Below are 23601 nucleotides of genomic sequence, written 5' to 3'. Positions count from 1 at the left end.
CTATTTTTATATAAAAAATTTAGATGTTCGTTAGTTTAGTATGTTTGAAGCTTTCGTTATCGCAATGCCCTGATAGTAATAGCGGACGATATCGCTAGCAGATTGACCTTTCTTCGCCATTTCATTGGCTCCCCACTGGCTCATGCCGACACCGTGCCCATAACCATAAGTCGTCAGAAGTAGCGAGTTGCCTTTGAACTGCCAATCGAACTGCGCCGATTTAAGACCTAGCTTCGCTCTGACCTCGGAACCTGTAAAAATCTTGCCGCCGATCGTGATCGTCTTGATGCGATGACCCGCTGTGCGTTCTATTATACGTATACCATTACGGCTAGAATCAGAGGTAGATATCGTCTTGACTCCAAGTTTGCGCGCTGCTTCTGTAGTAGAGAGTGTAATGACCTCCTTATAGCGAGGTGAGGTTGCATCCCAAGGTGACATGACGCTTCTTAAGTAAGGAGAGGCAAATGGCCATACATCCTCTGAATTCTCGGTATATCCACCGCTCGTAGAGAAGAAGGTCGCATTAATCGGTTTTCCATCATAGGTCAGAATCTGATCCTTGGTTTCGTTTACGGCTTGATTCAGTTTATCGATCCTCGATTTACTAGCCGCGCTGCCCCCATCTCCGAGTATCGACTCTAACTGCGCTCGATTGTAATAGACTTGATGGGTAGTCGTATCGGTAACCAGTGCTTCAGGCACTGGAACTTGTGTGCGATCATGCTCTGCCATTCGTCTGATGATATAGGTACGTGCAGCAAGAGCTTGCGCTTTGAGGGCTTCCATTTCATATTCGAGTGGCATCTCTGCCGCCACGACCCCACGAACATAATCTTCGAGTGTGACCGTTTCAATCTCTTTTTGCTTTGTTAAATAGACAGGAATCATGATACCTTGACTCTCACCGGCTACTGGCACGGCATTGTCAGGATTCACTTGAGGCATATCAGGCTTGTCTCCTACAGGTGGATTTTGCCCAATTGTTTGTTTATTGGAAGGAACTGTGCGGTGAGCGAGAAAACTCGGAATGACGAGAATGACAAAAAAGAAAAAGATTAAGACAAGCAGTGCCCATAATCCTTTGTTTAGACGACTTTGGGAGTGGTTCTTGAACCAGCGTGATGAAGTAGATTTACGGCGAAAAGGGACTCTAGTCGTAGGATAGGCTTTTTCTGCTTGATAGGGTTGGTCTTTGGTTTGAAAATGGATGGTAGGTCGGTGGGTAACCTGCTTGACTCGGTTAGTTAGAGGCTGCTCTTCCGATTGTGGGGCTTGTCTATGTATGCTCGACATCTGCGTTCTCTCCTTCGTATCCTAGTTCATCTAATCTGCGTCTCTTCTGATAAAAACAAGATTAGTAATACGTATGAACAGAGATGCTAGAATAGAACTTGAATTAGCCTCAGGTGATAGGCGCGAAGATGATAGTTGGCAGCTACAAGGGTTATATGCGCTGCCAAGCAATAAAGCAGAAAAGGGTCCCTCACAATGAAGTGAGGAACCCTTTTCTGTTCGGCGCGAATGTTAGATACGCGCCGGTATGATGTTCGTGCGTGTGGCTACGCCTACGCACGTCAGACCAGTCGTGGCGCTTGATGCGCACACGGGACTATGCCCATGTGGGCTGCGCGGCTAGCACGCCCACATCACTTACGCGCGCTGGCACAGCCTCAGGCTGCAGCTCCTGCTGCAGCGCAGCAGGCTCCACGCGCGAAATATCGGCACCGAGCTCGCTTAGACGGTCGGTGATATTCACATAACCGCGATCAATATGATAGATCTCCGTAATCTCCGTCTCACCTTCTGCAACGAGACCTGCTAAGATCAGTGCTGCTCCTGCACGAAGGTCAGTCGCACTTACTTTCGCGCCGACTAGGCGCGAACCGCCACTTACGATGGCAGTACGACCATCCACCTTGATTTGACCGTTCATTTTCTTAAATTCAGCTACATGCATGAATCGATTCTCGAATACAGTCTCTGTAACAAGACCCGTACCATCGCATACAAGCAGTAATGCCATCATCTGAGATTGCATATCTGTTGGGAAACCTGGATAAGGAAGTGTCTTCACATCGACAGAGCGAAGTGATCCATTCGAACGAACACGAATGCCGTTCTCATCTTCATCCACATGTACACCAACTTCTTGTAATTTCGAAATCACTGGACGAAGATGATCGCCGATTGCTCCCTCAACATAGACATCTCCACCTGTAATTGCCGCAGCAATCATGTACGTTCCTGCTTCAATCCGATCTGGAATGACGGAATGTACCACACCGCGTAATTGCTCCACGCCTTCAATCCGTATTACACCTGTACCTGCTCCGCGTACCACCGCACCCATCGCATTCAAATAGTTTGCAAGATCTACGATTTCTGGCTCCATCGCTGCGTTTTCGATAATGGTTGTGCCTTCAGCCAAAGTAGCTGCCATCATAATGTTCTCTGTCGCGCCAACACTAGCGACATCGAGATATATTTTGGCACCCTTTAACCGTCCATTTGCTCTTGCTTCGATATAACCTTGACCCAGCTCAATCTCAGCACCCATCGCTTCAAAACCTTTTAAATGCTGATCAATTGGACGAGTCCCGATCGCACATCCGCCTGGAAGTGAGATCTTCGCTCTGCCCATGCGGGCCAATAGTGGTCCCATTACAAGAAAAGAAGCCCTCATTTTACGAATCAACTCATAAGATGCTTCGCAAGTGGCTATATGTGTCGCATTAACGCGAATTGTTTCTTGGTGATATTCGGTTGCAATTCCCAAGTCACCTAAGACTTGGATAATGGTGATGACATCATGAAGCGGGGGCGCCTCTTGAATGACGCTTTCTCCCTCCGCAGCTAACAAGGAAGCCGCAATAATAGGCAGAACAGCATTTTTCGCACCGTTTACCTTTACGCTTCCTGTTATTTTTCGACCACCGCGGACGATAATTTTGCTCATCTTGGTCCCTCCGCGAACATATTTTTTGTAGTTAGTTTAGCATAAATCATTTTTGATGATCAACTAATTCTCCCGCAATGTGTCGAAACCGCTCGTTTTTTAATCAAGCCATTCGTCATGCATTGTCGAATCTTTCTTTCCCCATTATTTACAAAATTAGGTTCGAATATTCGAGAAATTAGCGAAAAAAACCTAGTTGTACAGACAGTCCTAAATAGTTCAATAAAAATCCAGCTACATTAGAGCCAATTGCAATAGCTATAAAGATTTGCAACATTTTTGCAGCAGGACTTTTCGGACGACGTAAAAATACATCAAACCTAACTTCCTGCAATCCCCACCATGCAAGACCAATCGCTATTAAATAAATAATGATTTGCACAATGAGCATGTAAGATCCAAAGGTGTTCGTAAGATCGTTATTCCAACTAATCATAATGGGTGCGTCACTCCTGAAAGTTGTTCGGTTGCTTTAGCTATTGCAATGTCTCGTTCATATCGAACTGCACGAGGACCAAAGTGCAGTGCCCAAGAGAATAACGAATGATTATCTTGGGCGCTGCCCCCAGCCGAGAGTATATTTAACGCATACGTCTGCTTTTCGGTCCACTTACTTGCATGCAGCTTGATAAAATAAGTACCCGGTTTTAAATACTTCAAAATTTGAAGCTGCCCGGTACCCGCAGCCTGACTTCGCGACTCCATTTCCATAAGCATTCCGTTGTACAGGGTCGCCTCTAGATTTTGAGTCGGATAAATATCTCGGATATTAAATTGTACAGGGCCTTCTTGTGAGACGTTAAATTGGAACCAATCCACGTCCTGCTTATGATCGATTACCCCACGGTATATGGTGCCACTTGTTACACCTGTAGCTTGAAACGGTTTGTCATTCGGTTCAAAAGGATCGATCGGCTCTTCATTCCACTCCACAGAAAGCTCATATTGCCCGATGATAGGCATACTATAATCTTTAATGTTGCTTACTCGTATATAGTATTCCCCTGGCACCACTGGCAAAAACTCGGTCGTTTCGGTTCCGCCATCCCCTTTTTTATCGAAAACAACGGATTTTTCACCCTTCCTTTGAACCAGTAGAACAGGGTCCATCCTCGCTGTATCGACCGAAACACGAATACGCAGCGATCCAGATCTGCTCAATACAAGCTTATACCAATCCTGATCTTTTGTCTGATGAAAAGTCCCCAATATCGATCCTGTACGCGCTGGAAGCACATACGCTTTATATTGTTGATCGTTATCTTCAAAAGGATCCGCATAGATTTCAAAGCTTGTTTCTAACGAATATGGAATCGCTATGTTTGATTTCATCTGTGGCAGCTGCAGCATCAAATAATTTCTCCCACGATGCACACCAATTCGTACAGCTTCCTTGGATTTCAGCTTATAAGATTTTGTGCTTCCATCCGCAGCATCATGAAGCAAACTTACAGACGAGTTATCTGCCCAATCGGCTCGTAGCGTCAAGGTGCCATCATAAGGGCTGTCTACTGCATACCAATCTTCATCTTGTTGCGACGAAAAGGAGGCTTGAATTAATTTGTTCACAGATAACGTTTTGGCCAATTCTTTGGTATCATTCGGTTCAAAACTGTCGTCTGTATACGGGCGAGTCAGTGCCAAATCTGCGCGTACCAATCCATAGCCAGTACGCTCATCCCAACCTGGTGTGTTAACATCTTGTGCTGTTTGCTCAATCAAAGATCGTACCTGATGCGCTTTAAGTTGCGGGAATTTATTCCAAATAAGAGCCGCCACACCTGCTACTTGAGGGGCAGCCATTGAAGTACCTTCATTGTACTCATATCGACCATCAAGTGCCGTTGTGAACACATTCCAAGGTGCTACAACATCGAGCTCAGACCCAAAGTTAGAACGTGGTTCAACCTCATTATTCGCATCAACTCCACCTACAGCAAGTACAGAAGCATAAGCAGCCGGATACCGAATGGCACTGCCATCATTGCCTGCCGCCGCTACTAGAAGTACGTCGCGCTCTTCGGCATACTTCACTATATTCTCCAAGTAGGAAGATTGCTTATTTAGACCAAGCGATAACACAACAATCTTTGCACCATGATCAACGGCATACTTGATTCCTTCACCTAACTTCTTCTCATCACCAAATCCATCATTAGCGAGCGCTTTAATCGGCATAAGTTTCACGTTGCGCACAATCCCAGCAATCCCGATATCATTATTCGCAATGGCGCCAATGACACCAGCAACATTCGTGCCATGGCCAAATTCATCTTGGGGTGGCAGCTTCGGATTTAATATGTTCGTTCCCGGTACTAAATTCGCTTTGAGATCAGGGTGGTTTAGATCAATTCCTGTATCCACAACTGCGATAACGATTGGTTTCTGGGAGGAAGATGCTGCTTTCCAGGCTGCCTCAATGCCGATCCGATCCAAGTACGCTTGTTTCCCGCGTAAAGGGTCCGTTGCAGTCACAATTGCGGCTTGTAAAGGATGTGAAAAAGAACAACTTATGCTCATCATCCATACAATTACCAAAAAGATACATTTCCATTTTTTTGTCATTTTTACGATATCCTCACCTAAATTTACCTAATTTGCAAAATAGATCTATGTACCATTTCCTAAAAATGTATGAAATTATGTGAAAATGAACAAAAGCCACCCCATAAATATGGAGTGGCTTTCATTATAGCAAATTTATGACACAAATAGCAGATCTTTTGTAATGGTAAATACACTTTCAATATATTGTAACAATACATTAGGGAAAATTCCTAGCGCTACGCTGACAATCACACAGAGCCAAGCCGTAAAACCGATTGTTCCCGGCACTTGCATAGGAGCAGATTCATAATCGCTGCGCATATACATTTGACGAACAATGCCAAAGTAGTAGTAAAAGGACACAACTGATGTAGCGAGCATGATCGCTGCTAACCAGTAATTATGGGTTTCCATCGTACCGAGCAAGATGAACAACTTACCGAAAAATCCGCCTGTGATTGGAATACCTGCAAGCGACAAAATAAGAAGTGTCATTGCAACTGCCGTATACGGTGCTCGGTAGTAGAGTCCAGCGAATCCACTAATTTCATCACTACCTGAGGACTTCTCTACGAGAGTTACGATGGCTAAAGCCCCAATATTCATAAACAAATAGGCAATTAAGTAATAAATAAATTCAGAGAAATTACTGTAATGAGCCGTCGAGAACTGCGTGGCAAGCGGTACAAGTAAATAACCTGCATTCGCAATTCCGGAGTAAGCAAGTAACCGCTTTGCACTCGTCTGACGTAAAGCAACTACATTACCGACAATCATCGCGATTGCAGCCACAACGCCAAGTGTTAAGAACACATCAGATACAAGTGCTCCTGTAGGACCATCTTGCGGTAGTAGAAGGAACAAGTTGTATACAATGCGGAATAAAATTGCAAATGCCGCTCCCTTGGACACAACTGCTAAGAAAGCCGTAATCGGTGTTGGTGCGCCTTGATACACATCTGGTGCCCATGTGTGAAACGGAGCTGCCGCTATTTTAAAACCGAAACCTGCAATTAAAAAGAAAAACGCAACGTAGATCAAAGCTTCAAAAGATGTGAAATTAGTAAGGATGCCTGTTTTTACAGCGGCCAAATTAGTTGAACCTGAAATCCCATATAAGAACGACATTCCATACAGAATCATTGCCGAGGAAATACCGCCCATCACGAGATACTTGAAAGCACCTTCGTTAGAACGGAAACTGTTCTTACGCATCGCAACCATGATGTATGATGTGATACTAAGCAGCTCAAGTCCCACATATAGGGTAATCATATCAGCAGATGATGCCATTACCATCGCTCCTAATGTTGCTGGAAGGAGGAAGTAATAGTACTCGCCTACATTCGGAATATCCGTCTTCTTCACAGAGCCAATGCTCATCAGTACAACAAATGCTGTACCTAAGAGGAATACCAGCTTCAGGAGACTAGCGAAATCATCCACACGATACGAACCTAGTAATAATTCAACCGGTGCTTCAAGATTTAGCTGTAGGCAAACGAATACCCCGGATACAATCAAACTTACAAGTGTCAACCAACCAACAAATGTGCGGCTGCGCTTGCTCGGCAGAGCCAAATCAAGAACAGACAACACAATTGCTGCGATGACAAGTATTAATTCTGGCCAGAGATGGTTTAAATCCGATGCATGTAATCGTAACTGTTCCACTGGTTTAACCCCCCATCTTCTGAGCGATAGCTTGCATAAAAGCATCAAACCCACTCAACGTCAGCTTCATTGGGTCACTTAGTACACTCGGATAAATGCCAATCACGAGTATGAATGCCACGAGCACAACCATCGGCAGAGCTTCAATCCATCTCGCATCTCGGAGGTTTGCATACTGCTCTGGCAACTTCCCGTACGTAATCCCAAGTACAGCACGAAGAACATACACGGCTGTTAGAATGACACCCATAATACCGAGAATCGCGTATACTTTATGATTTTCAAATAGACCTAGGAAAGCTAGGAATTCGGAAATAAAACCTGACAAACCAGGTAAACCAAGTGATGCCATACCACCAACAAGCAGCATACCGCTAATAAACGGCATGGATTTAGCTAATCCACCCAGTCTGCTTAACTCAGTCGTACCTGTACGCTCATAAATCATACCGACAATTAGGAATAAAAAGGCTGAAATAAGGCCGTGTGATACCAATTGGAACATAGCGCCTTGCAGACCAATTTCATTAAATGCTGCGATACCTAACAGCACGATTCCCATGTGCGAAATCGAGGAATATGCAAGCACAAGCTTGAATTCATTTTGGACAAAAGCAAGAATAGCTCCATATAAAATGTTAATGACGCCAAGTAGCGCAAGCACCCAAGCCCAGCTATACGCCTGCTCTGGGAAGAACATAACACCAAAACGAATAAGTCCGTATGCCCCCATCTTCAGCAATATGCCAGAGTGAATCATAACGATCGAAGTTGGTGCTTCCGTATGCACTTTCAACATCCACGTATGGAACGGGAAGATGGGCAGCTTGATACCGAATGCCACAAGGAGCAGAATGAACAATGTCCACTTCATACCGGAGCTTAAGTAAAAGTCGGCCATTTCTGGCACATTCACATAAGCTTGCGGATTTACTAAAAGATTGTTCATCATGTTCTGAATATCACCACTATAGAAAATGTGCCATTCATTCGCTGTCCGAATTTCACTAAATCCAGCCGTACTAACTAAAATTAGGAACACAACAAACATGATCGCAGAACCAAGTCCGTTATAAATGAGGAAGCGATTTGCCGCTTTCTCTTTTTCTAAAAATCCCCAAATTCCAACTAAGAAAAACACAGGGACAAGCGTCATTTCAAAGAATAAGAAGAATAAGAATAAGTCCTGTGCCATGAAAACACCGAACATACCGGCTTCAAGTAATAGAAACAAAATGTAAAATGTTTTCCAGCGTTTCTTAATGTTAACCGATGCCAGAGCCGCCATGACAGAGACGAGCGCCGTTAAAAAGACAAGTGGCATCGATATTCCATCCACAGCCAAGCTAAATTTCATTTCGAAAAATAGTGAAGTCACCTGTGGCAAGCCTTCATGATTAAGCGGGAACTTGATCCAGTCCAGTGTTTCTCTGAACTGCATACCTTCTTCTGTCGTTTGGAAGCTCACATACATCCATATAGCAAGTCCTAGTGCAAGCAGCGACGTCAGAATGGCTACAGTCTTATGCCAATTGCCCTTGTCTTTGGGCATAAACAACAGGATCAATACCCCAAGGAGAGGCGACAGCAGTACCATTGTCAAAATATGATTCACCATGGGAAGAACCTCCTTGCCACAAGGGCCAACATCAAGATGACGAGCCCGACCAGCGATACTAGGCCATAACGCTGTACTTGACCATTTTGCAATCTAGAGCCAAGACGACCAAGGCCAACCACAGAAGCTGTCGTTAATCGCACCACACCGTCTACGACGTATTCATCGAATAGCTTCAACAGCCAACCCAATCCTTTAAGTGGTGTCACGATTACCCAATCATAAATTTCATCGATGTAATATTTACGTTGAAGCATGGTATAAAGTACTGACTTATTATCTTGTGTACCTGGTGATTGAACTGGACGCTTATAGTACAAGGCGTATCCAACACCAATTCCAAGTAGACCTACAAGTGTAGAAAGAATGATAACGATCCAATTTGCTGTTTCCTCGTGATGAGCACCTGTTAAGAATTCACCCAGCCAAGGGTTGAAAGGTGTCATTATGAAACCTGCAGCAACTGCTAATACAGCCAATAGGATCAGTGGTAATGTCATCGATACCGGTGATTCATGAGGTTCATAATTCGAACGCTTCTTTCCAGTAAAAACGAGGAAAAACACGCGAGCCATGTACAGAGCCGTAAAGAATGCAGCTGCAAGGCCGACCCAGAACAGCAGTTGATTGTGTTCATAGGCTTCCGTTAAGATCGTATCCTTTGACCAGAAACCAGAAAGTGGTGCAATCCCTGCTAGTGCTAATGCACCGATGGCGAAGGTGATCGTCGTTATTTTCATTTTGCCAGCTAAGCCGCCCATTTCACGAATATCTTGCGTCTTAACCGCATGAATGACGCTGCCTGCTGCAAGGAACAATAACGCTTTAAAGAATGCGTGTGTGAACAAGTGGAACATGCCTGACGTATACGATACACCAATGCCCAGTCCCATCATCATGTAACCGAGCTGCGATACCGTAGAATACGCAAGAACGCGCTTTATATCGTTCTGTGCAATACCAATCGTCGCTGCAAAAATAGCTGTAAATCCGCCCACATAAGCAACAACAATCAGTGCGTCTGGGGAAGCAAGGAAAATATCATACGTTCTTGCTACCAAATACACACCCGCTGCAACCATCGTCGCTGCGTGAATAAGTGCAGAAATCGGTGTCGGCCCTTCCATTGCATCAGGCAACCATGTATGTAGGGGGAACTGACCTGATTTACCAATCGCACCAATAAAGATCATAATCGCAATCGCTGTTATGACGCCTTGAGAAATACCTCCATTGCCCGAAGCAAACACATTATGAATCGAGCTAAAATCAAGTGCATGCCCTGGCATATACCAGAACAACAGAAGAAGGCCGATCAATAAACCAACATCACCAATTCTTGTAATAATAAAAGCTTTCTTCGCAGCTGCGCGCGCCTCTGGCTTGTGATACCAAAAGCCAATCAAAAGGAACGAACACACCCCAACAAGCTCCCAGAAAATATAAAGTTCTAATAAATTGACAGATATCACAAGGCCTAACATGGAGAATGTGAACAACGCAACATAGGAGAAAAATACGTTAATGCGTTCGTCACCTTTCATATAGCCTTTGGAATAAATATTAACGAGCAGCGCCACCAGTGTGACGATTACAAGCATAAGTGCATTCAGATTTGTAATTTCAAAACCCATACGGATTGAAAAATCACCAATGCTGAGCCACTGCCAGTCACTCCACGAATAATCAGCTACTTTGCCACCCATCCGCTCTAGGAAGATCAGTACAGCTAACACAAAGGAAGCGAGCATGGCAATGATGCCGATATAACTGCCGAATCCCTTCAATTGACGCCCTACAGCCATCAAAACAAGAAACGCGAGCAGAGGAAACAACGGAATTAACCAGGCGTATTGCGAGTAGTCTGAAGCCATCTTTTAACCATCCTCTCCCTTATCGTTTCATTGAATCGATTTCTGTCACGTCAGTCGTTCCCTTGTTGCGGTAGAGGAGGATCAATATTGCGACACCAACTGCTACCTCGGCTGCAGCGATTGTGATATTGAACAAGGAAAATATTTGTCCAGTAAGCGAAGGTTTAACTCCCATCTTGGAGAAGGCGACCAAATTCAAGTTCACTGCATTGAGCATCAGTTCAATGGAGAGCAGCACAATGACACCATTCTTCTTCGTTAGAGCGCCAAATAAACCGATCGTAAATAATATCGCAGCCAGCGTTAAGTAAGGAGCAATAACTCCACCCATCTTACTCTTCCTCCCTTTTCGCGATAATGACAGCACCGATGAAGGCAACTGTGAGAAGCACGGACATAATTTCAAACGGAATCACATGCTGGTTGAACAGCAGTTTACCAATTTCAAGTGTATTATCTTTACCCGGGTCAAATGGTGTGCCATCCGGGAATGTCGCTGTCTGGATCGCATAGAACAAAATACCGAACAGTGCCAATGCTCCGATAAATGAAAAAGCAATATGCCATTTGCGCGTATCCTTCTCCTCTTCGCTCCGATGTTTCGTCATCATAATGCCGAAAATCATCAGAATCGAGATTGCACTCGCATAAATCAGCACTTGAACAACTGCTAGGAACTCAGCATCCAAGATCAGATAAATGCCCGCTAAGGAAAGGAACGTAACTGCGACTGAAATGAGCATGTGAATGACTTTCGCGAACATGATCATATAAAGTCCCCCGCCGATCGCAAACATAGCGAGTATGAGGAATGCAATATTTTGACCATTCGATAAAAAATCTCCGAGTCCACTAAACATCCTTCGTCGCGCCCCCTTTCGGAGCCATAGGAACGTTCTCTTTACGTACCAAAGAGTCGTTGTTCGTCAGCCAATCCCTATCCTTGAACAACTCATCACGCGAATACGTGCTAAGCTCAAAATTGTTCGTCATGACGATCGCCTCTGTCGGACACACTTCGGTACATAAATCACAAAGGATACAAATTTCAAAGTTAATATCGTACGTATCGATAACCTTCCCCTTCTTCTCAGGGTCTGGGTTCGGCTTACCTGTAAGCGTAATACAGTCGGTCGGACAAATCTTCGCGCACATGTTGCACACGATGCATTTATCTGGCTCAAAATGCTGAATACCACGGAAACGATCCGGCATATTAAGCGGGACATCCGGGTAAGCGTATGTTACTTTTTTCTCCGTAAACGCTTTGAGCGTTATACCTAGACCTTTGACGATCCCTTTCATCGGTTACCCTCCCATGATCCAGGATTTCAGACTCATATATCCCGCTGTTACAAAAACATTAAGCAATGCCAGTGGCAGCAGCACTTTCCATCCGAGGCTCATCAGTTGATCGATACGCACACGTGGTAATGTCGCACGCAGCCAGAAGCAGAAGAAGACAACAAGTGAAAACTTCAATATGAACCAGATAATTCCTGGTATAAAATCGAGCTGTGGAATCGGTGCATTCCAGCCGCCCAAGAAAAGAATCGTGAGCAGTGCGGAGAATACGAACACATACACATATTCCGCAAGCATATAGAAGGCAAAACGGAAACCACTATATTCCACATGGTAACCTGCAACAAGCTCAGACTCCGCTTCAGGAAGGTCAAACGGTGTACGATTGAGCTCTGAAATCATCGCTACAATAAAGACGCAGAAACCAATAATCTGCGGAAGGAAATTCCACTGCCAGAAGTAACCTTGTTGACCTTCCACGATGATGCGAAGGTTCATTGAACCTGTCATCATCACCACACCTACAATCGACATAACAAGTGGAATTTCATAGGAAATCATTTGTGCAGCAGAGCGCATCCCGCCAAGCAGCGCGTATTTGTTGTTAGACGACCAACCACCCAGTACAATACCCATCGTGGAAATTCCCGATAGTGCGATCACGTACAAAACCCCGATATTCAAATCCGCATGCAAGAAATTTGCTGTAAACGGAATTGTCGCGACCACTAAGAATGAAGGCACGAACGTAATAATCGGAGCTAAAATAAACAATTGACGCTCCGCTTTGCGCGGAATGGTGTCTTCTTTGAGAAGCAATTTTAATACGTCCGCAACGGATTGTAGCAAGCCAAAAGGCCCTGTACGAGTCGGACCGTAGCGGAATTGCATATATCCAATAACTTTACGTTCAAAGTAAATGGCATACGTAACGAAACCAAGTACGATCAATAGCATCGCAATTCCAACTGCAATGAAAATTGCAAAGTTGCTCCACGTTAATGTTTCAGCTACTAACTCAAGCATTAGGCGTCAACCTCCCCGACTACAATATCAACCCCGCCCAAAATGGTGATGAGGTTCGTCATGGATTCTCCGACGAGAAGTTTCGGTAATATTTGCAGGTTTACGAATGACGGTCTTCTAAATTTAAGACGATACGGCTCAGGTCGACCTTGTGCCACGATATGACAGCCAATCTCACCACGCGGTGATTCGATTGCGGAGTAAATCTCACCTGTCGGCTTCAAGATCCGTGGGACTTTGCCCATAATTTCACCTGTAGCCGGGAATTGCTTCATTGCTTGCTCCAAAATACGAATCGATTGACGCATCTCTTCCATCCGAATCAAATAACGGTCATAGCAATCACCACCATCCCGAACAGGGACGTCAAACTCAAATCGATCATAAATCGAGTATGGTTGATCTTTTCGTAAATCCCAGTTTACACCGGTACAACGCAGGTTAGCTCCGCTTAATCCGTATTGAATCGCTGTCTCAGCGTCGTATTTACCGACTCCTTTAACCCGAGCTAGGAAAATTTCATTGCCAGATACTAGCTTCTCGTATTGCTCAATCTTGGAACTCATTAACGGCAAGAAATCACGTACTTTGTCTAGCCATCCATCAGGTGCGTCCCACTTCACTCCTCCTACACGCATGTAGTTATAAGTAAGCCGCGCACCACATAGTTCGTTGAATAAATCAATGATGATTTCACGTTCACGGAATGCATATAAGAACGGGCTCAGCGCTCCAATATCCAAGAGATATGTGCCCCACCAAACCAAGTGAGACGCGATACGCTGCAGTTCCATTACGACCAAACGAAGGTATTCTGCACGTTCAGGTATAACGAGGCCCATCATTTGTTCAACTGCATTTACTAGCACATAGTTATTTGTCATCGCTGACACGTAATCCATACGATCCGTATACGGAATAATCTGTGTATAGTTCAGATTCTCCGCCAGTTTTTCGGTTCCACGATGCAAGTAACCCATAACCGGAATCGCTTCTTGAATGATCTCTCCATCCAGCTTCACGATAATACGAAACACACCATGCGTACTCGGGTGCTGAGGACCGACGTTCAGCAGCAGTTCTTCTGTCCGTAACAAGAGCTACACCTCCGGGTCATACTGTTCATAATCTTTACGCAGTGGATGGCCGATCCAATCATCGGATAACATGATCCGCGTAAGTGCCGGGTGCCCCGGGAAATCAATACCAAACAAATCGTACGTCTCGCGCTCGTTCCAATTCGCAGTCGCCCAGATTGGCGTAACAGAAGGAACGGACGGTGTATCCCGATCGGTTCTCACTTTAAATGTATAATCGATGCGCTTGCTCAGTGAGATCAAGTGGTACGTCACTTCCATGAACGTGCCATGATCGACACCTGAGAGGTTACGCAGATACGTTAGTTCCAGCTCTTCGTGATCGCGCAGCAGCTTAGCTGCACGCAGCCAATGGTCGCTGTGAACGACCACAACAGGGGCATCGGCGTCGGTCTCGTTGATCGACGCCTCAACGACAGCTTCCGCGTCAATTTGTTCGCGGAGGATGGCTACGACCCGATCCAGCACAGGCTGATTCGGGGAGGGAGCTTTGGGCGCCGCTTCCGCTTCAGCTGCGGCGTCTGCGGCTTTGGCCGCGCGAGCTTGATCGCGCGCGGCACGGGCTGCTGCCGCTGCTGCAGCTTTAGCGGCGGCGGCATCTTCGACGTCTCCCGCAGGGACGTCGGATGCGCCTGCAGCGCCCGGCTCTGCTGCGGGCGCGGGTGATTGCGCCGCAGGCTCCGCTGGCGGCGCTGATTCTGTCGCAGACGGCTTATCCGTCGAAGCAGGTTGTCCATCTTCTGAAGTTAAACCCTCGTTAGATGCATGCTCTTCAGCATTATGAGAACGCTTACTATCTTCTGCTTCGGAAACTGCTTCGATTGGGTTTGCCGCAGTATTGTCCAATGCTGTCGATTCTTTATTCTCTGCAGCTACCTTCGCTTGTGTAAGGGTTTCGTCTCGTTTTTGCTCATCGCTCATCGATTCGTCACCTGCTTCCCAGTCTTCGCTTCATAACGGATTTTTTCTTGCAGCTTGTTAATACCGTAGATAAGTGCAGCTGGATTGGGTGGGCAGCCTGGAATATAAATATCAACGGGTACCACTTGATCCACGCCTTTTACAACCGCATAGGATTTTACATAAGGACCACCAGCTGTTGCACATGATCCCATCGCAATGACCCATTTGGGTTCTGGCATCTGGTCATACAATCGGCGAAGTAGTGGCGCCATCTTCTTCGTTACCGTTCCAGCGACGATCATAACATCCGATTGGCGCGGCGAAGTTCTAAAAATAACACCAAATCGGTCCAAATCATAGTGAGAAGCGCCTGTGCCCATCATTTCAATCGCACAGCACGCAAGTCCAAACGTTAATGGCCACAGTGAATTGCTTCGGGCCCACGCTTTAACTTGCTCCAGCGTTGTCATGAACACATTGCGCTCCAGCTCTTGTCTCTCTTCAGGAGAGATTGATTCTAAATTGAATTCCATTGCAGCACCTTCTTCTTCCAAGCGTAAAGTAGACCGACCAAGAGCAGAACGATAAAGATGCACATCTCAACTAATGCAAATAATCCAAGCTGATTATATGCAACAGCCCATGGATATAAGAACACCGTCTCCACGTCAAAAATAACAAACATCAGCGCAAATAAGTAATAACGAATGTTAAAGCGAATTTGTCCTTCTCCGACAGGTTCGTTCCCGCTCTCATAAGTCGTGTATTTCGGTTCAGTCGGCTTGTAAGGCCGTAACAATTTTCCTACCGAAAATGCAACGATCGCGAGTCCAATACCCAATAGAAGAAAAATAGCGACAATGAGATAATTGTTCGAATGCATTTGTTTGAAACCGCCTCCATCTTATCAAGGATGCTTATCACAACCATTAAAATTGGTAATATTCGCCTATACAATTATATCACAGGGCTTTTTTGAGTGTCTAATGAAAATACTCACAATATTATGAACCTTCTATATAATTTCTTGATAGGAAGTCAAATTACCTTGTTTGTTCATAAATATTCATAAAAAAAGAGCCCCAAAGGGCTCTTTTCATCCATCTTATTTTCTGTTTTCGGATACATGCATTCGATTGAGTGCTCTTTGCAAAGCATGCTCAGCACGCAGCATATTCACATCATGCTGACTAGAAGCAAGACGTTTTTCAGCACGTTCTTTAGCGACCATCGCACGCTCCGTATCGATCTCTTCAGGCAGTTCAGCACTTTCCGCGAGAATAACAACTTTATCCTTGCGCACTTCCATAAACCCACCGTTTACAGCAATGATCTCATCCTTGCCACCGGCATGTTTAACAACTAAAGGCGCAATACGTAAAGGAGTTACGAGTGGAATGTGGTTTGGGAGAATACCAAGTTCTCCCTCTGCACCTCTAACAACGATCATTGAAGCGTCCTTCGCGTACACTTTACGTTCCGGAGTGACAACTTCCAACAGGAATGTACTCACGTTTATTCCCCCTATGCTTCCCTTTTTGCAAAACTGCAGGAAAGGGTGAACTTACAGGCTTTATTTTAAAAAACGAAATTACATGCTTTTCGCTCTTTCGATCGCTTCTTCAATTGTACCTACGTACATGAATGCACCCTCTGGCAAGTCATCATGCTTACCTTCAAGTACTTCTTTAAAGCTGCGAACTGTTTCCTTAATTGGAACGTATTTACCTTTCTTACCAGTAAACGGTTCAGCAACATGGAATGGTTGAGACAAGAAGTTCTGAATCTTACGCGCACGTTGTACAACGAGCTTGTCTTCATCAGACAACTCATCCATACCCAAGATCGCGATAATATCTTGAAGCTCTTTGTAACGTTGAAGAATTTGCTTCACGCCTTGAGCAACTTGATAGTGCTCTTCGCCGACAACTTCTGGAGTTAGGATACGGGAAGAAGAAGCAAGTGGATCTACCGCTGGGAAGATACCCATCTCGGAAATACGACGCTCCAAGTTAGTCGTTGCATCCAAGTGAGCAAACGCTGTAGCTGGAGCTGGATCCGTATAGTCATCCGCAGGAACGTAAATCGCTTGAATCGATGTTACGGAACCTTTTTTCGTGGATGTAATACGCTCTTGCAATTGACCCATTTCTGTAGCCAAAGTTGGTTGGTAACCTACCGCGGAAGGCATACGACCTAGCAATGCGGATACCTCAGAACCTGCTTGAGTAAAGCGGAAGATGTTGTCGATAAAGAGCAATACGTCTTTATTTTCTTCATCACGGAAGTATTCAGCCATTGTAAGACCGGATAATGCTACACGAAGACGTGCGCCTGGTGGCTCGTTCATTTGACCGAACACCATTGCTGTCTTGTTAATAACGCCGGAATCTTTCATCTCATGGTACAAGTCGTTACCTTCACGAGTTCTTTCGCCTACACCAGCAAATACGGAGATACCGCCGTGCTCTTGCGCAATGTTATTGATTAACTCTTGAATTGTAACGGTTTTACCTACACCCGCACCACCGAACAAACCGATCTTACCACCCTTAGCGTAAGGAGCAAGCAAGTCAATTACTTTAATTCCTGTTTCAAGAATTTCCGCAGTTGTGGACAATTCTTCAAATACAGGAGCTGGACGGTGAATAGGGTTTACTAACGTACGGTCAATTTCTTGATCGTCGATTGGGTTACCCAATACGTTAAACACGCGGCCAAGTGTTGCTGGACCTACTGGTACAGAGATTGGCGTGCCTGTATCGATTGCTTCCATACCACGAACAAGGCCGTCCGTTGTGGACATCGCGATACAACGAACGATGTTATCGCCCTGTTGCAAAGCAGCTTCAACTGTTAAGTCGATGTCTACTTCGTTCGCGCTTTGTGCTTTACGTTCAATTTTGATCGCATTAAGAATTTCCGGAAGGTGACCACGTTCGAATTCGATGTCGACAACCGGACCCATAATGGCAACAATGCGTCCTTTATTCATTTGTTTCCCTCCTAGTCACATACAACGGTTTCCCGTTCAATAAATGACGAGCATCGCAGGCTAGATTCCGATGAAAGATTCTAGTTATGCGAGCATCGTCCTATGCGTTTGCACCTGCAACAATTTCCGAAATCTCTTGCGTAATTGCTGCCTGACGTGCACGGTTATAAATAAGCGTCAATGAGGAAATCATGCCTGTCGCATTCTTCGTCGCACTGCCCATTGCAGTCATCTTCGCGCCGAATTCGCTCGCTTTACTCTCCAATACTGCGCTATAAATCAATGTTTCAGCATACTTTGGAAGCAGAACTTCCAAAACGCCTTCTGCGGATGGCTCATATTCGTAAGCCGTAACTGGTCCATCGTGTTTCACTTCATCCAGTGGAAGCAAACGCTTCTCAACCGGCGTCTGTGAAATCGCGTTGTTGAACTGGTTATATACCAAGTACAGTTCGTCATACGATCCGTCTTCAAAATATTGAACTGCTTTCGCAGCCAATTTCTTGACTTCGGCGAAACTTACTACATCTGGTAAGCCAGTAACCTCTTCTACAACCGGGATTCCCCGCTTACGGAAGAAGTCGCGACCTTTACGACCGATTACGAACACTGCATACTCATCCGTGGACTGATGTCTCGTGCGAATTGTTGTCATCACCATACGAAGGATGTTGGCATTATATCCACCTGCTAGACCACGATCCGAAGTAATAACGAGGTAACCCGTCTTCTTGATCTCGCGTTGTTCTAACATCGGGTGCTTAATCCCAACAGATCCTGCAGCAATGCTGGCAACTACCTCTTTCATCTTATCTGCATAAGGACGTGCAGCTTGTGCGCTTTCCGTCGCTTTTCTCAGTTTGGATGCGGCAACCATTTCCATCGCTTTGGTAATCTGCTTCGTATTTTGAATGCTCTTGATTTGACGTTTAATATCGCGCATTCCCTTGGCCATCGTTTCACCACCTCAAAGTTTTCCCGTAGGGAAAACTGACTTCGTAAGCATAAGGTTAGTCTTCTTAAGGGGAAAACTAACTCGTAGTGTTTTCCCTTAAGAAAACTAATTTACTATAAGAATTCGGCTTGCTAGAAAGCAAGCCCGTTATGGTCTAGGTTGTTGCAAAAGTTTTCAAGAAGTTAGCAATTGTAGCTTTCAATGCTTCTTCGTTCTCAGCCGTAATGTCTTTTGTTTCACGGATGGACGTCAAGATTTCTGGGTGATTGCTTTCCACGAAGGATAAGAAATCAGCTTCGAAACGACGAATATCGTGTACTGGAAGAACATCAAGGTGACCTTTTACAACTGTATATAAGCTCACGACTTGCTTCTCAACTGGCATTGGCTCGTTAACGCCTTGCTTCAAGATCTCAAGCATACGCACACCACGGTTCAATTGAGCTTGCGTGGATTTATCCAAGTCAGAACCGAACTGAGCAAACGCAGCAAGTGAACGATAGTTCGCAAGGTCCAAACGTAGGGAACCCGCAACTTTCTTCATCGCTTTGATTTGAGCAGATCCCCCTACACGCGATACAGAGATACCAACGTTAACCGCTGGACGCTGACCGGAGTAAAAGAGGTCGGATTCTAGGAAGATTTGTCCGTCCGTAATCGAAATTACGTTCGTTGGAATGTAAGCAGATACGTCGGAAGCTTGTGTTTCAATAAATGGAAGCGCCGTAATGGAACCGCCACCTAGATCATCATTTAGCTTCGCTGCACGCTCTAGCAAACGGGAGTGCAAGTAGAACACATCCCCTGGGTAAGCTTCACGACCTGGTGGACGACGAAGCAACAAGGAAAGCTCACGATAAGCAGAAGCTTGCTTCGTCAAATCATCATAGATGATTAGAACGTGCTCGCCTTTGTACATGAAGTACTCAGCCATCGCAACACCTGCATATGGAGACAAGAACAACAACGGAGCAGGCTCCGAAGCACTTGCTGTAACAACGATTGTGTAATCCAATGCACCGTGACGGCGCAATGTTTCAACTACGTTAACAACAGTGGATTGTTTTTGTCCGATAGCGACATAAATACATTTTACGCCGTTACCTTTTTGGTTGATGATCGTATCGATTGCGATCGCCGTTTTACCTGTTTGGCGGTCACCAATGATAAGCTCACGTTGTCCACGACCGATTGGTACCATGGAGTCAATCGCTTTGATACCTGTTTGCATCGGCTCATGTACGGATTTACGCGCCATAACGCCTGGTGCTGGTGATTCAATTGGACGTGTTTGTGTCGTCTCGATTGGACCTTTACCGTCAAGCGGTTGTCCAAGTGGATTTACAACACGACCTAAAAGCTCTTCACCTACAGGAACTTGCATGATCTTGCCAGTACGTCTAACTTGGTCGCCTTCACGGATATCCGTGTAAGGTCCCATAATTACGATACCGACGTTATTTTCTTCTAAGTTAAGCGCCATCCCTACTACGCCGTTGGAGAACTCAAGAAGCTCTCCAGACATCACGTTCTCTAGACCGTGTGCGCGAGCAATACCGTCACCCACTTGAATTACGGTACCTACGTCTACGACTTGCAGGTCAGACTTGTAGTTTTCAATTTGCTGTTTAATCAGCGTGCTGATTTCATCAGGTCTGATACTCAACGAACCTCACCCCTATCTACAATGCTTGAGACTTCAATGATTTCTGTAATCGATTCAGCTTGCCAGAAAGGCTGCCATCATATAGACGATCGCCAATTCGCACCTGAATACCGCCGAGCAGTTCCGGTTTAATCACAGATTGTACATGAACGGTTTTACCCGTGATTCTGCTAAATTGATCTGCAATTTCTTGCTCTTGCGCTGCTGTAATTACAAATGGTGTGTAGACAGTTGCATTCGCACGTCCAAGCGCATCATTTGCGATTTTTACATAGTCCACAAGCATGGAGTTAAGAATTTCTTCTCTTCCTCTTGTCACCAAAAGTTGTAATGTGTTTAGTACCACTTCAGATACTTTTCCTTCAAAAACAGCTGCTAATAGAGCTGTTTTCTTCGTAACATCAATATTTGGCTGCGATAGAATTTGCATAAATTCTTTGTTTTGCTGAAAAGATTCAACAACTGCTTCGAGTTCATCTTGAACTTGAGCAATAATGCCTTTATCTTTGGCGACTTCAAACAGTGCGCGCGCGTATCGTTTTGCTACCACGATGTCACTCATTGAACTCCCCCTACCTCACTCAGGTATTGGTTAACAAGATTTTGCTGAGCTTCAGCATCCACTTGTTTTTCAATGATTTTCGCAGCGATTGCCACGGACATTGAACCAACTTCTGAACGCAGTGCAGCGATTGCCTTACTTTTCTCACGTTCGATATCACGAACCGCTTCTTCTTTCAAACGTGCAGTCTCCGCTTTCGCTTGAGCAATAATGTCTTCTGCTTGACGAGAAGCTGTCAATTTCGATTGCTCGATAATGTCATAAGCTTCTTTCTTCGCTGCTTGAAGAGCTTGTCTTTGATCATTGATCAAAGTCTCAGCATCTTTACGATTTTGGTCTGCATTAGCCAATTGATCGGCAACTAACGTACGACGTTGTTCCATCACACCCATAAGTGGAGCGAGTGCGTAACGATGTAACAGAAAATATAATATTCCGAATGCCAAGATGGCAATTATTGAATTTTCCCATGTAAAACTCATTCGAGTCACTCCCTTCTGAGGGGTATCTACTTTCAAAATTCACAAAATGAAGGCGCGGATGGCTTAGGCCTTCCCCGCCAAACCTTCAATAAATTACTTCACGAAATAGAACAACAATGCGAATACTACGGAAATAATTGGAATCGCCTCTACTAGACCTACCCCGATAAACATTGTAGTTTGAAGAGCACCTTTAAGCTCAGGTTGACGAGAAATACCCTCAACTGTTTTACTTACGATCAAACCGTTACCAATACCTGCTCCTAGTGCGGACAAACCAATTGCGATTGCTGCTGCGATCATATTCATATCCATCGTTATAACTTCCTCCCTTAAATACATGAAATTAATTTTTTTATACTCACCCTAGCGCCGCTGACATTCGGGAAAAGCTTCAATACATTAATGTGCGTGTGCTTCGTCGTGATCATCGTGCGATTCTAAGATCTGGCCGATATAAACCATCGTCAACATCACGAATACGAAAGCTTGAATTGCGCCTACGAAAATACTGAAAGCCTGCCATACGACCATCGGTACGATACCTGCATAGCCTGCCATAATAATCGTAGCGATTAGGACTTCCCCGGCGAAAATGTTACCGAATAGACGCATACCAAGCGTTAAAAGCTTGGAGAACTGCTCGATAATATTAATCGGTAAGAAGAACCAGTAAGGTTGGAAATAGTGCTTCACATACGCTTTGGTATTACGTGTAAGACCTAGATAGTGAACCATTACGATTACCATCAAAGCAAGACCCATCGAGAAGAACGCATCTGCAGTTGGTGATTTCCACCATGCGATTGCAATATGCTTGCCAGCTGCGTGCATCGTTTCATACTTTTCAGGGGAAATGATGTCATAACCGAATAACGATACAGGACCATGTGCTTCAGTTACGAGCGTTAGTGGCAATCCTAGCATATTACTTACGAAGATGAATAAAATCAAAGCAACTCCTAAAGATAAGAAGGCCTTTCCTTTCTTCATATCCATTGCGCTTCCAATAATTCCTTGAACGAATTCAATGACCCATTCCATGAAATTTTGCATTCTACTTGGTTTATCGACAGATAAGTTGCGAACAGCAATCCTAGCTATCACAAGTATAATAATCATGGTAACGATCATAGGTACGATGACGGAAATGTCCAAGTGAAACCCATTGATATTCAATATCGGTGATTCATGCATTAGTTGTTTTCACCCCTTTCCGTGGAGGTTTGTAAATCACTCACTTGCGCCTAGATTGAATAAAACCCAATAAAAGCGATAAGAATTGCACGAAAATTAAACTAACCATAGTACTTACAATATCAACATGAGGTGATTTAATCGCAATCATGATAGCCAAGAGTGCTAAAGCAGCCCTTGTCATAAACCCAAGATTAATTCGTTTCCTTACGCCATCTAGTACGACGGAGGATACCTGACCAATTTTCCAAGCCATGTATCGCGCGTTAATCAGTGATACGACTGTACCAAGTATGACTCCAGCTACATACGGGCGATAATCAGGAAACAGCGCCCAGCCTAAAAAGCATGCTGACAAGAAAAAGAGCGTGTATCTCTGGACGCGCCAAAGATGAGCGTGGAATTCATCCATTAGAGCCTCCTGTAACCTTGCGAAGTATGATGATGATGCTCACAATTCCGACTATGAGACCCAGAACGACTCCAAGCACAATCCATATCGGCTGACCGCCAGCAGATTGACTCATCAAACTGCCAAGCCAATAGCCTGCACCCATACATGCGACCAAATCGATCCCAAGGGCACTGACCATCCCAACGGCCTTCCACGGATTACTATCGGAATGAGGTGATTTCATCTCATTCACGCTCCTAAACACATATTGTGTGACATACATCACATTAGCCCACATTCATTTTATCTAACGCAACTTCGCATTGTCAATTGATATTAAATCGCTT

Annotated in this window: 25 protein-coding genes; all 25 read right to left on the bottom strand. The window is 44.9% G+C overall.

The genetic code is table 11. From position 1 onward, the window contains the following. Nucleotides 1-30: 30 nt before the first annotated feature. Nucleotides 31-1296: a stage II sporulation protein D gene (spoIID, locus tag ACSBOP_RS00495; protein ID WP_442602578.1), complete on the bottom strand. Its 1266-nt coding sequence runs from the start codon at nucleotides 1294-1296 to the stop codon at nucleotides 31-33. Nucleotides 1297-1612: 316 nt separating this feature from the next. Then, on the bottom strand, nucleotides 1613-2959 hold the full coding sequence (gene murA / locus ACSBOP_RS00490) for a UDP-N-acetylglucosamine 1-carboxyvinyltransferase (RefSeq protein ID WP_442602577.1): 1347 nt from the start codon (nucleotides 2957-2959) through the stop codon (nucleotides 1613-1615). A 178-nt stretch (nucleotides 2960-3137) separates the two neighbouring features. After that, complete coding sequence (locus ACSBOP_RS00485; protein WP_442602576.1) at nucleotides 3138-3395, bottom strand: DUF1146 family protein; 258 nt, start codon at nucleotides 3393-3395, stop codon at nucleotides 3138-3140. Beyond that, on the bottom strand, nucleotides 3392-5524 hold the full coding sequence (locus ACSBOP_RS00480) for a S8 family peptidase (RefSeq protein WP_442602575.1): 2133 nt from the start codon (nucleotides 5522-5524) through the stop codon (nucleotides 3392-3394). Before ACSBOP_RS00480 ends, ACSBOP_RS00485 begins: the two co-directional genes overlap by 4 nt. A 135-nt stretch (nucleotides 5525-5659) precedes the next feature. Further along, a complete protein-coding gene (locus ACSBOP_RS00475) occupies nucleotides 5660-7225 on the bottom strand; it encodes an NADH-quinone oxidoreductase subunit N (protein WP_442602574.1) in 1566 nt (521 codons plus the stop codon). After that, entirely contained in the window at nucleotides 7185-8798 is a 1614-nt protein-coding gene (locus tag ACSBOP_RS00470; protein WP_442602573.1) for a complex I subunit 4 family protein, read from the bottom strand. The genes ACSBOP_RS00475 and ACSBOP_RS00470 overlap by 41 nt, the downstream gene beginning before the upstream one ends. After that, complete coding sequence (gene nuoL, locus ACSBOP_RS00465; protein WP_442602572.1) at nucleotides 8792-10672, bottom strand: NADH-quinone oxidoreductase subunit L; 1881 nt, start codon at nucleotides 10670-10672, stop codon at nucleotides 8792-8794. Before nuoL ends, ACSBOP_RS00470 begins: the two co-directional genes overlap by 7 nt. Before the next feature lie 19 nt (nucleotides 10673-10691). Then, a complete protein-coding gene (nuoK, locus tag ACSBOP_RS00460; RefSeq protein WP_442602570.1) occupies nucleotides 10692-11003 on the bottom strand; it encodes an NADH-quinone oxidoreductase subunit NuoK in 312 nt (103 codons plus the stop codon). Nucleotide 11004: 1 nt separating this feature from the next. Then, nucleotides 11005-11532, bottom strand: a complete 528-nt coding sequence (locus ACSBOP_RS00455; RefSeq protein ID WP_442602569.1) for an NADH-quinone oxidoreductase subunit J — start codon at nucleotides 11530-11532, stop codon at nucleotides 11005-11007. After that, nucleotides 11525-11977: an NADH-quinone oxidoreductase subunit NuoI gene (gene nuoI, locus ACSBOP_RS00450; protein ID WP_442602568.1), complete on the bottom strand. Its 453-nt coding sequence runs from the start codon at nucleotides 11975-11977 to the stop codon at nucleotides 11525-11527. The genes ACSBOP_RS00455 and nuoI overlap by 8 nt, the downstream gene beginning before the upstream one ends. A 3-nt stretch (nucleotides 11978-11980) precedes the next feature. Continuing rightward, the gene (gene nuoH, locus ACSBOP_RS00445; RefSeq protein ID WP_442602567.1) at nucleotides 11981-13003 is read right to left on the bottom strand and encodes an NADH-quinone oxidoreductase subunit NuoH; all 1023 of its coding nucleotides are present in this window, start codon (nucleotides 13001-13003) and stop codon (nucleotides 11981-11983) included. Next, entirely contained in the window at nucleotides 13003-14100 is a 1098-nt protein-coding gene (locus ACSBOP_RS00440; protein ID WP_442602566.1) for an NADH-quinone oxidoreductase subunit D, read from the bottom strand. The genes nuoH and ACSBOP_RS00440 overlap by 1 nt, the downstream gene beginning before the upstream one ends. A 3-nt stretch (nucleotides 14101-14103) precedes the next feature. Then, the gene (locus ACSBOP_RS00435; protein ID WP_442602565.1) at nucleotides 14104-15021 is read right to left on the bottom strand and encodes an NADH-quinone oxidoreductase subunit C; all 918 of its coding nucleotides are present in this window, start codon (nucleotides 15019-15021) and stop codon (nucleotides 14104-14106) included. Next, nucleotides 15018-15536: a NuoB/complex I 20 kDa subunit family protein gene (locus ACSBOP_RS00430; RefSeq protein ID WP_258209261.1), complete on the bottom strand. Its 519-nt coding sequence runs from the start codon at nucleotides 15534-15536 to the stop codon at nucleotides 15018-15020. Before ACSBOP_RS00430 ends, ACSBOP_RS00435 begins: the two co-directional genes overlap by 4 nt. After that, a complete protein-coding gene (locus ACSBOP_RS00425; RefSeq protein ID WP_442602564.1) occupies nucleotides 15521-15886 on the bottom strand; it encodes an NADH-quinone oxidoreductase subunit A in 366 nt (121 codons plus the stop codon). The genes ACSBOP_RS00430 and ACSBOP_RS00425 overlap by 16 nt, the downstream gene beginning before the upstream one ends. A gap of 222 nt (nucleotides 15887-16108) precedes the next feature. Further along, on the bottom strand, nucleotides 16109-16516 hold the full coding sequence (locus ACSBOP_RS00420; RefSeq protein WP_442602563.1) for a F0F1 ATP synthase subunit epsilon: 408 nt from the start codon (nucleotides 16514-16516) through the stop codon (nucleotides 16109-16111). 78 nt (nucleotides 16517-16594) lie between these two features. Beyond that, nucleotides 16595-17998, bottom strand: a complete 1404-nt coding sequence (gene atpD / locus ACSBOP_RS00415; protein ID WP_442602562.1) for a F0F1 ATP synthase subunit beta — start codon at nucleotides 17996-17998, stop codon at nucleotides 16595-16597. Nucleotides 17999-18098: 100 nt separating this feature from the next. Next, the gene (gene atpG / locus ACSBOP_RS00410) at nucleotides 18099-18953 is read right to left on the bottom strand and encodes an ATP synthase F1 subunit gamma (protein ID WP_442602561.1); all 855 of its coding nucleotides are present in this window, start codon (nucleotides 18951-18953) and stop codon (nucleotides 18099-18101) included. A gap of 154 nt (nucleotides 18954-19107) precedes the next feature. Beyond that, on the bottom strand, nucleotides 19108-20619 hold the full coding sequence (gene atpA / locus ACSBOP_RS00405; RefSeq protein ID WP_442602560.1) for a F0F1 ATP synthase subunit alpha: 1512 nt from the start codon (nucleotides 20617-20619) through the stop codon (nucleotides 19108-19110). Nucleotides 20620-20635: 16 nt separating this feature from the next. Then, on the bottom strand, nucleotides 20636-21181 hold the full coding sequence (locus ACSBOP_RS00400) for a F0F1 ATP synthase subunit delta (protein ID WP_442602559.1): 546 nt from the start codon (nucleotides 21179-21181) through the stop codon (nucleotides 20636-20638). Then, nucleotides 21178-21663: a F0F1 ATP synthase subunit B gene (atpF, locus tag ACSBOP_RS00395; protein ID WP_442602558.1), complete on the bottom strand. Its 486-nt coding sequence runs from the start codon at nucleotides 21661-21663 to the stop codon at nucleotides 21178-21180. The genes ACSBOP_RS00400 and atpF overlap by 4 nt, the downstream gene beginning before the upstream one ends. 93 nt (nucleotides 21664-21756) lie before the next feature. After that, nucleotides 21757-21972 (bottom strand): F0F1 ATP synthase subunit C, encoded by a 216-nt coding sequence (gene atpE, locus ACSBOP_RS00390; RefSeq protein ID WP_442604327.1) that lies wholly within the window; start codon nucleotides 21970-21972, stop codon nucleotides 21757-21759. Between the two features lie 93 nt (nucleotides 21973-22065). Continuing rightward, nucleotides 22066-22860: a F0F1 ATP synthase subunit A gene (gene atpB / locus ACSBOP_RS00385; protein ID WP_442602557.1), complete on the bottom strand. Its 795-nt coding sequence runs from the start codon at nucleotides 22858-22860 to the stop codon at nucleotides 22066-22068. Nucleotides 22861-22900: 40 nt separating this feature from the next. Beyond that, entirely contained in the window at nucleotides 22901-23272 is a 372-nt protein-coding gene (locus ACSBOP_RS00380) for an ATP synthase subunit I (protein ID WP_442602556.1), read from the bottom strand. After that, nucleotides 23265-23498: an AtpZ/AtpI family protein gene (locus ACSBOP_RS00375; RefSeq protein ID WP_442602555.1), complete on the bottom strand. Its 234-nt coding sequence runs from the start codon at nucleotides 23496-23498 to the stop codon at nucleotides 23265-23267. Before ACSBOP_RS00375 ends, ACSBOP_RS00380 begins: the two co-directional genes overlap by 8 nt. Nucleotides 23499-23601 lie beyond the last annotated feature (103 nt).

The organism is Paenibacillus sp. KN14-4R, assembly GCF_052180255.1.
GTDB lineage: Bacteria > Bacillota > Bacilli > Paenibacillales > NBRC-103111 > Paenibacillus_AM.
The sequence above is the reverse complement of the archived record's forward strand: the minus strand, read 5'-3'. Positions and strand labels throughout refer to the sequence as shown.

Excerpts from the sequence above, each read along its gene's own strand:
- spoIID (WP_442602578.1), bottom strand. The coding sequence starts at position 1,296 with ATGTCGAGCATACATAGACAAGCCCCACAATCGGAAGAGCAGCCTCTA.
- murA (WP_442602577.1), bottom strand. The coding sequence starts at position 2,959 with ATGAGCAAAATTATCGTCCGCGGTGGTCGAAAAATAACAGGAAGCGTA.
- ACSBOP_RS00485 (WP_442602576.1), bottom strand. The coding sequence starts at position 3,395 with ATGATTAGTTGGAATAACGATCTTACGAACACCTTTGGATCTTACATG.
- ACSBOP_RS00480 (WP_442602575.1), bottom strand. The coding sequence starts at position 5,524 with ATGACAAAAAAATGGAAATGTATCTTTTTGGTAATTGTATGGATGATG.
- ACSBOP_RS00475 (WP_442602574.1), bottom strand. The coding sequence starts at position 7,225 with ATGCTTTTATGCAAGCTATCGCTCAGAAGATGGGGGGTTAAACCAGTG.
- ACSBOP_RS00470 (WP_442602573.1), bottom strand. The coding sequence starts at position 8,798 with ATGGTGAATCATATTTTGACAATGGTACTGCTGTCGCCTCTCCTTGGG.
- nuoL (WP_442602572.1), bottom strand. The coding sequence starts at position 10,672 with ATGGCTTCAGACTACTCGCAATACGCCTGGTTAATTCCGTTGTTTCCT.
- nuoK (WP_442602570.1), bottom strand. The coding sequence starts at position 11,003 with ATGGGTGGAGTTATTGCTCCTTACTTAACGCTGGCTGCGATATTATTT.
- ACSBOP_RS00455 (WP_442602569.1), bottom strand. The coding sequence starts at position 11,532 with ATGTTTAGTGGACTCGGAGATTTTTTATCGAATGGTCAAAATATTGCA.
- nuoI (WP_442602568.1), bottom strand. The coding sequence starts at position 11,977 with ATGAAAGGGATCGTCAAAGGTCTAGGTATAACGCTCAAAGCGTTTACG.
- nuoH (WP_442602567.1), bottom strand. The coding sequence starts at position 13,003 with ATGCTTGAGTTAGTAGCTGAAACATTAACGTGGAGCAACTTTGCAATT.
- ACSBOP_RS00435 (WP_442602565.1), bottom strand. The coding sequence starts at position 15,021 with ATGAGCGATGAGCAAAAACGAGACGAAACCCTTACACAAGCGAAGGTA.
- ACSBOP_RS00430 (WP_258209261.1), bottom strand. The coding sequence starts at position 15,536 with ATGGAATTCAATTTAGAATCAATCTCTCCTGAAGAGAGACAAGAGCTG.
- ACSBOP_RS00425 (WP_442602564.1), bottom strand. The coding sequence starts at position 15,886 with ATGCATTCGAACAATTATCTCATTGTCGCTATTTTTCTTCTATTGGGT.
- atpD (WP_442602562.1), bottom strand. The coding sequence starts at position 17,998 with ATGAATAAAGGACGCATTGTTGCCATTATGGGTCCGGTTGTCGACATC.
- atpG (WP_442602561.1), bottom strand. The coding sequence starts at position 18,953 with ATGGCCAAGGGAATGCGCGATATTAAACGTCAAATCAAGAGCATTCAA.
- ACSBOP_RS00400 (WP_442602559.1), bottom strand. The coding sequence starts at position 21,181 with ATGAGTGACATCGTGGTAGCAAAACGATACGCGCGCGCACTGTTTGAA.
- atpF (WP_442602558.1), bottom strand. The coding sequence starts at position 21,663 with ATGAGTTTTACATGGGAAAATTCAATAATTGCCATCTTGGCATTCGGA.
- atpE (WP_442604327.1), bottom strand. The coding sequence starts at position 21,972 with ATGAATATGATCGCAGCAGCAATCGCAATTGGTTTGTCCGCACTAGGA.
- atpB (WP_442602557.1), bottom strand. The coding sequence starts at position 22,860 with ATGCATGAATCACCGATATTGAATATCAATGGGTTTCACTTGGACATT.
- ACSBOP_RS00380 (WP_442602556.1), bottom strand. The coding sequence starts at position 23,272 with ATGGATGAATTCCACGCTCATCTTTGGCGCGTCCAGAGATACACGCTC.
- ACSBOP_RS00375 (WP_442602555.1), bottom strand. The coding sequence starts at position 23,498 with ATGAAATCACCTCATTCCGATAGTAATCCGTGGAAGGCCGTTGGGATG.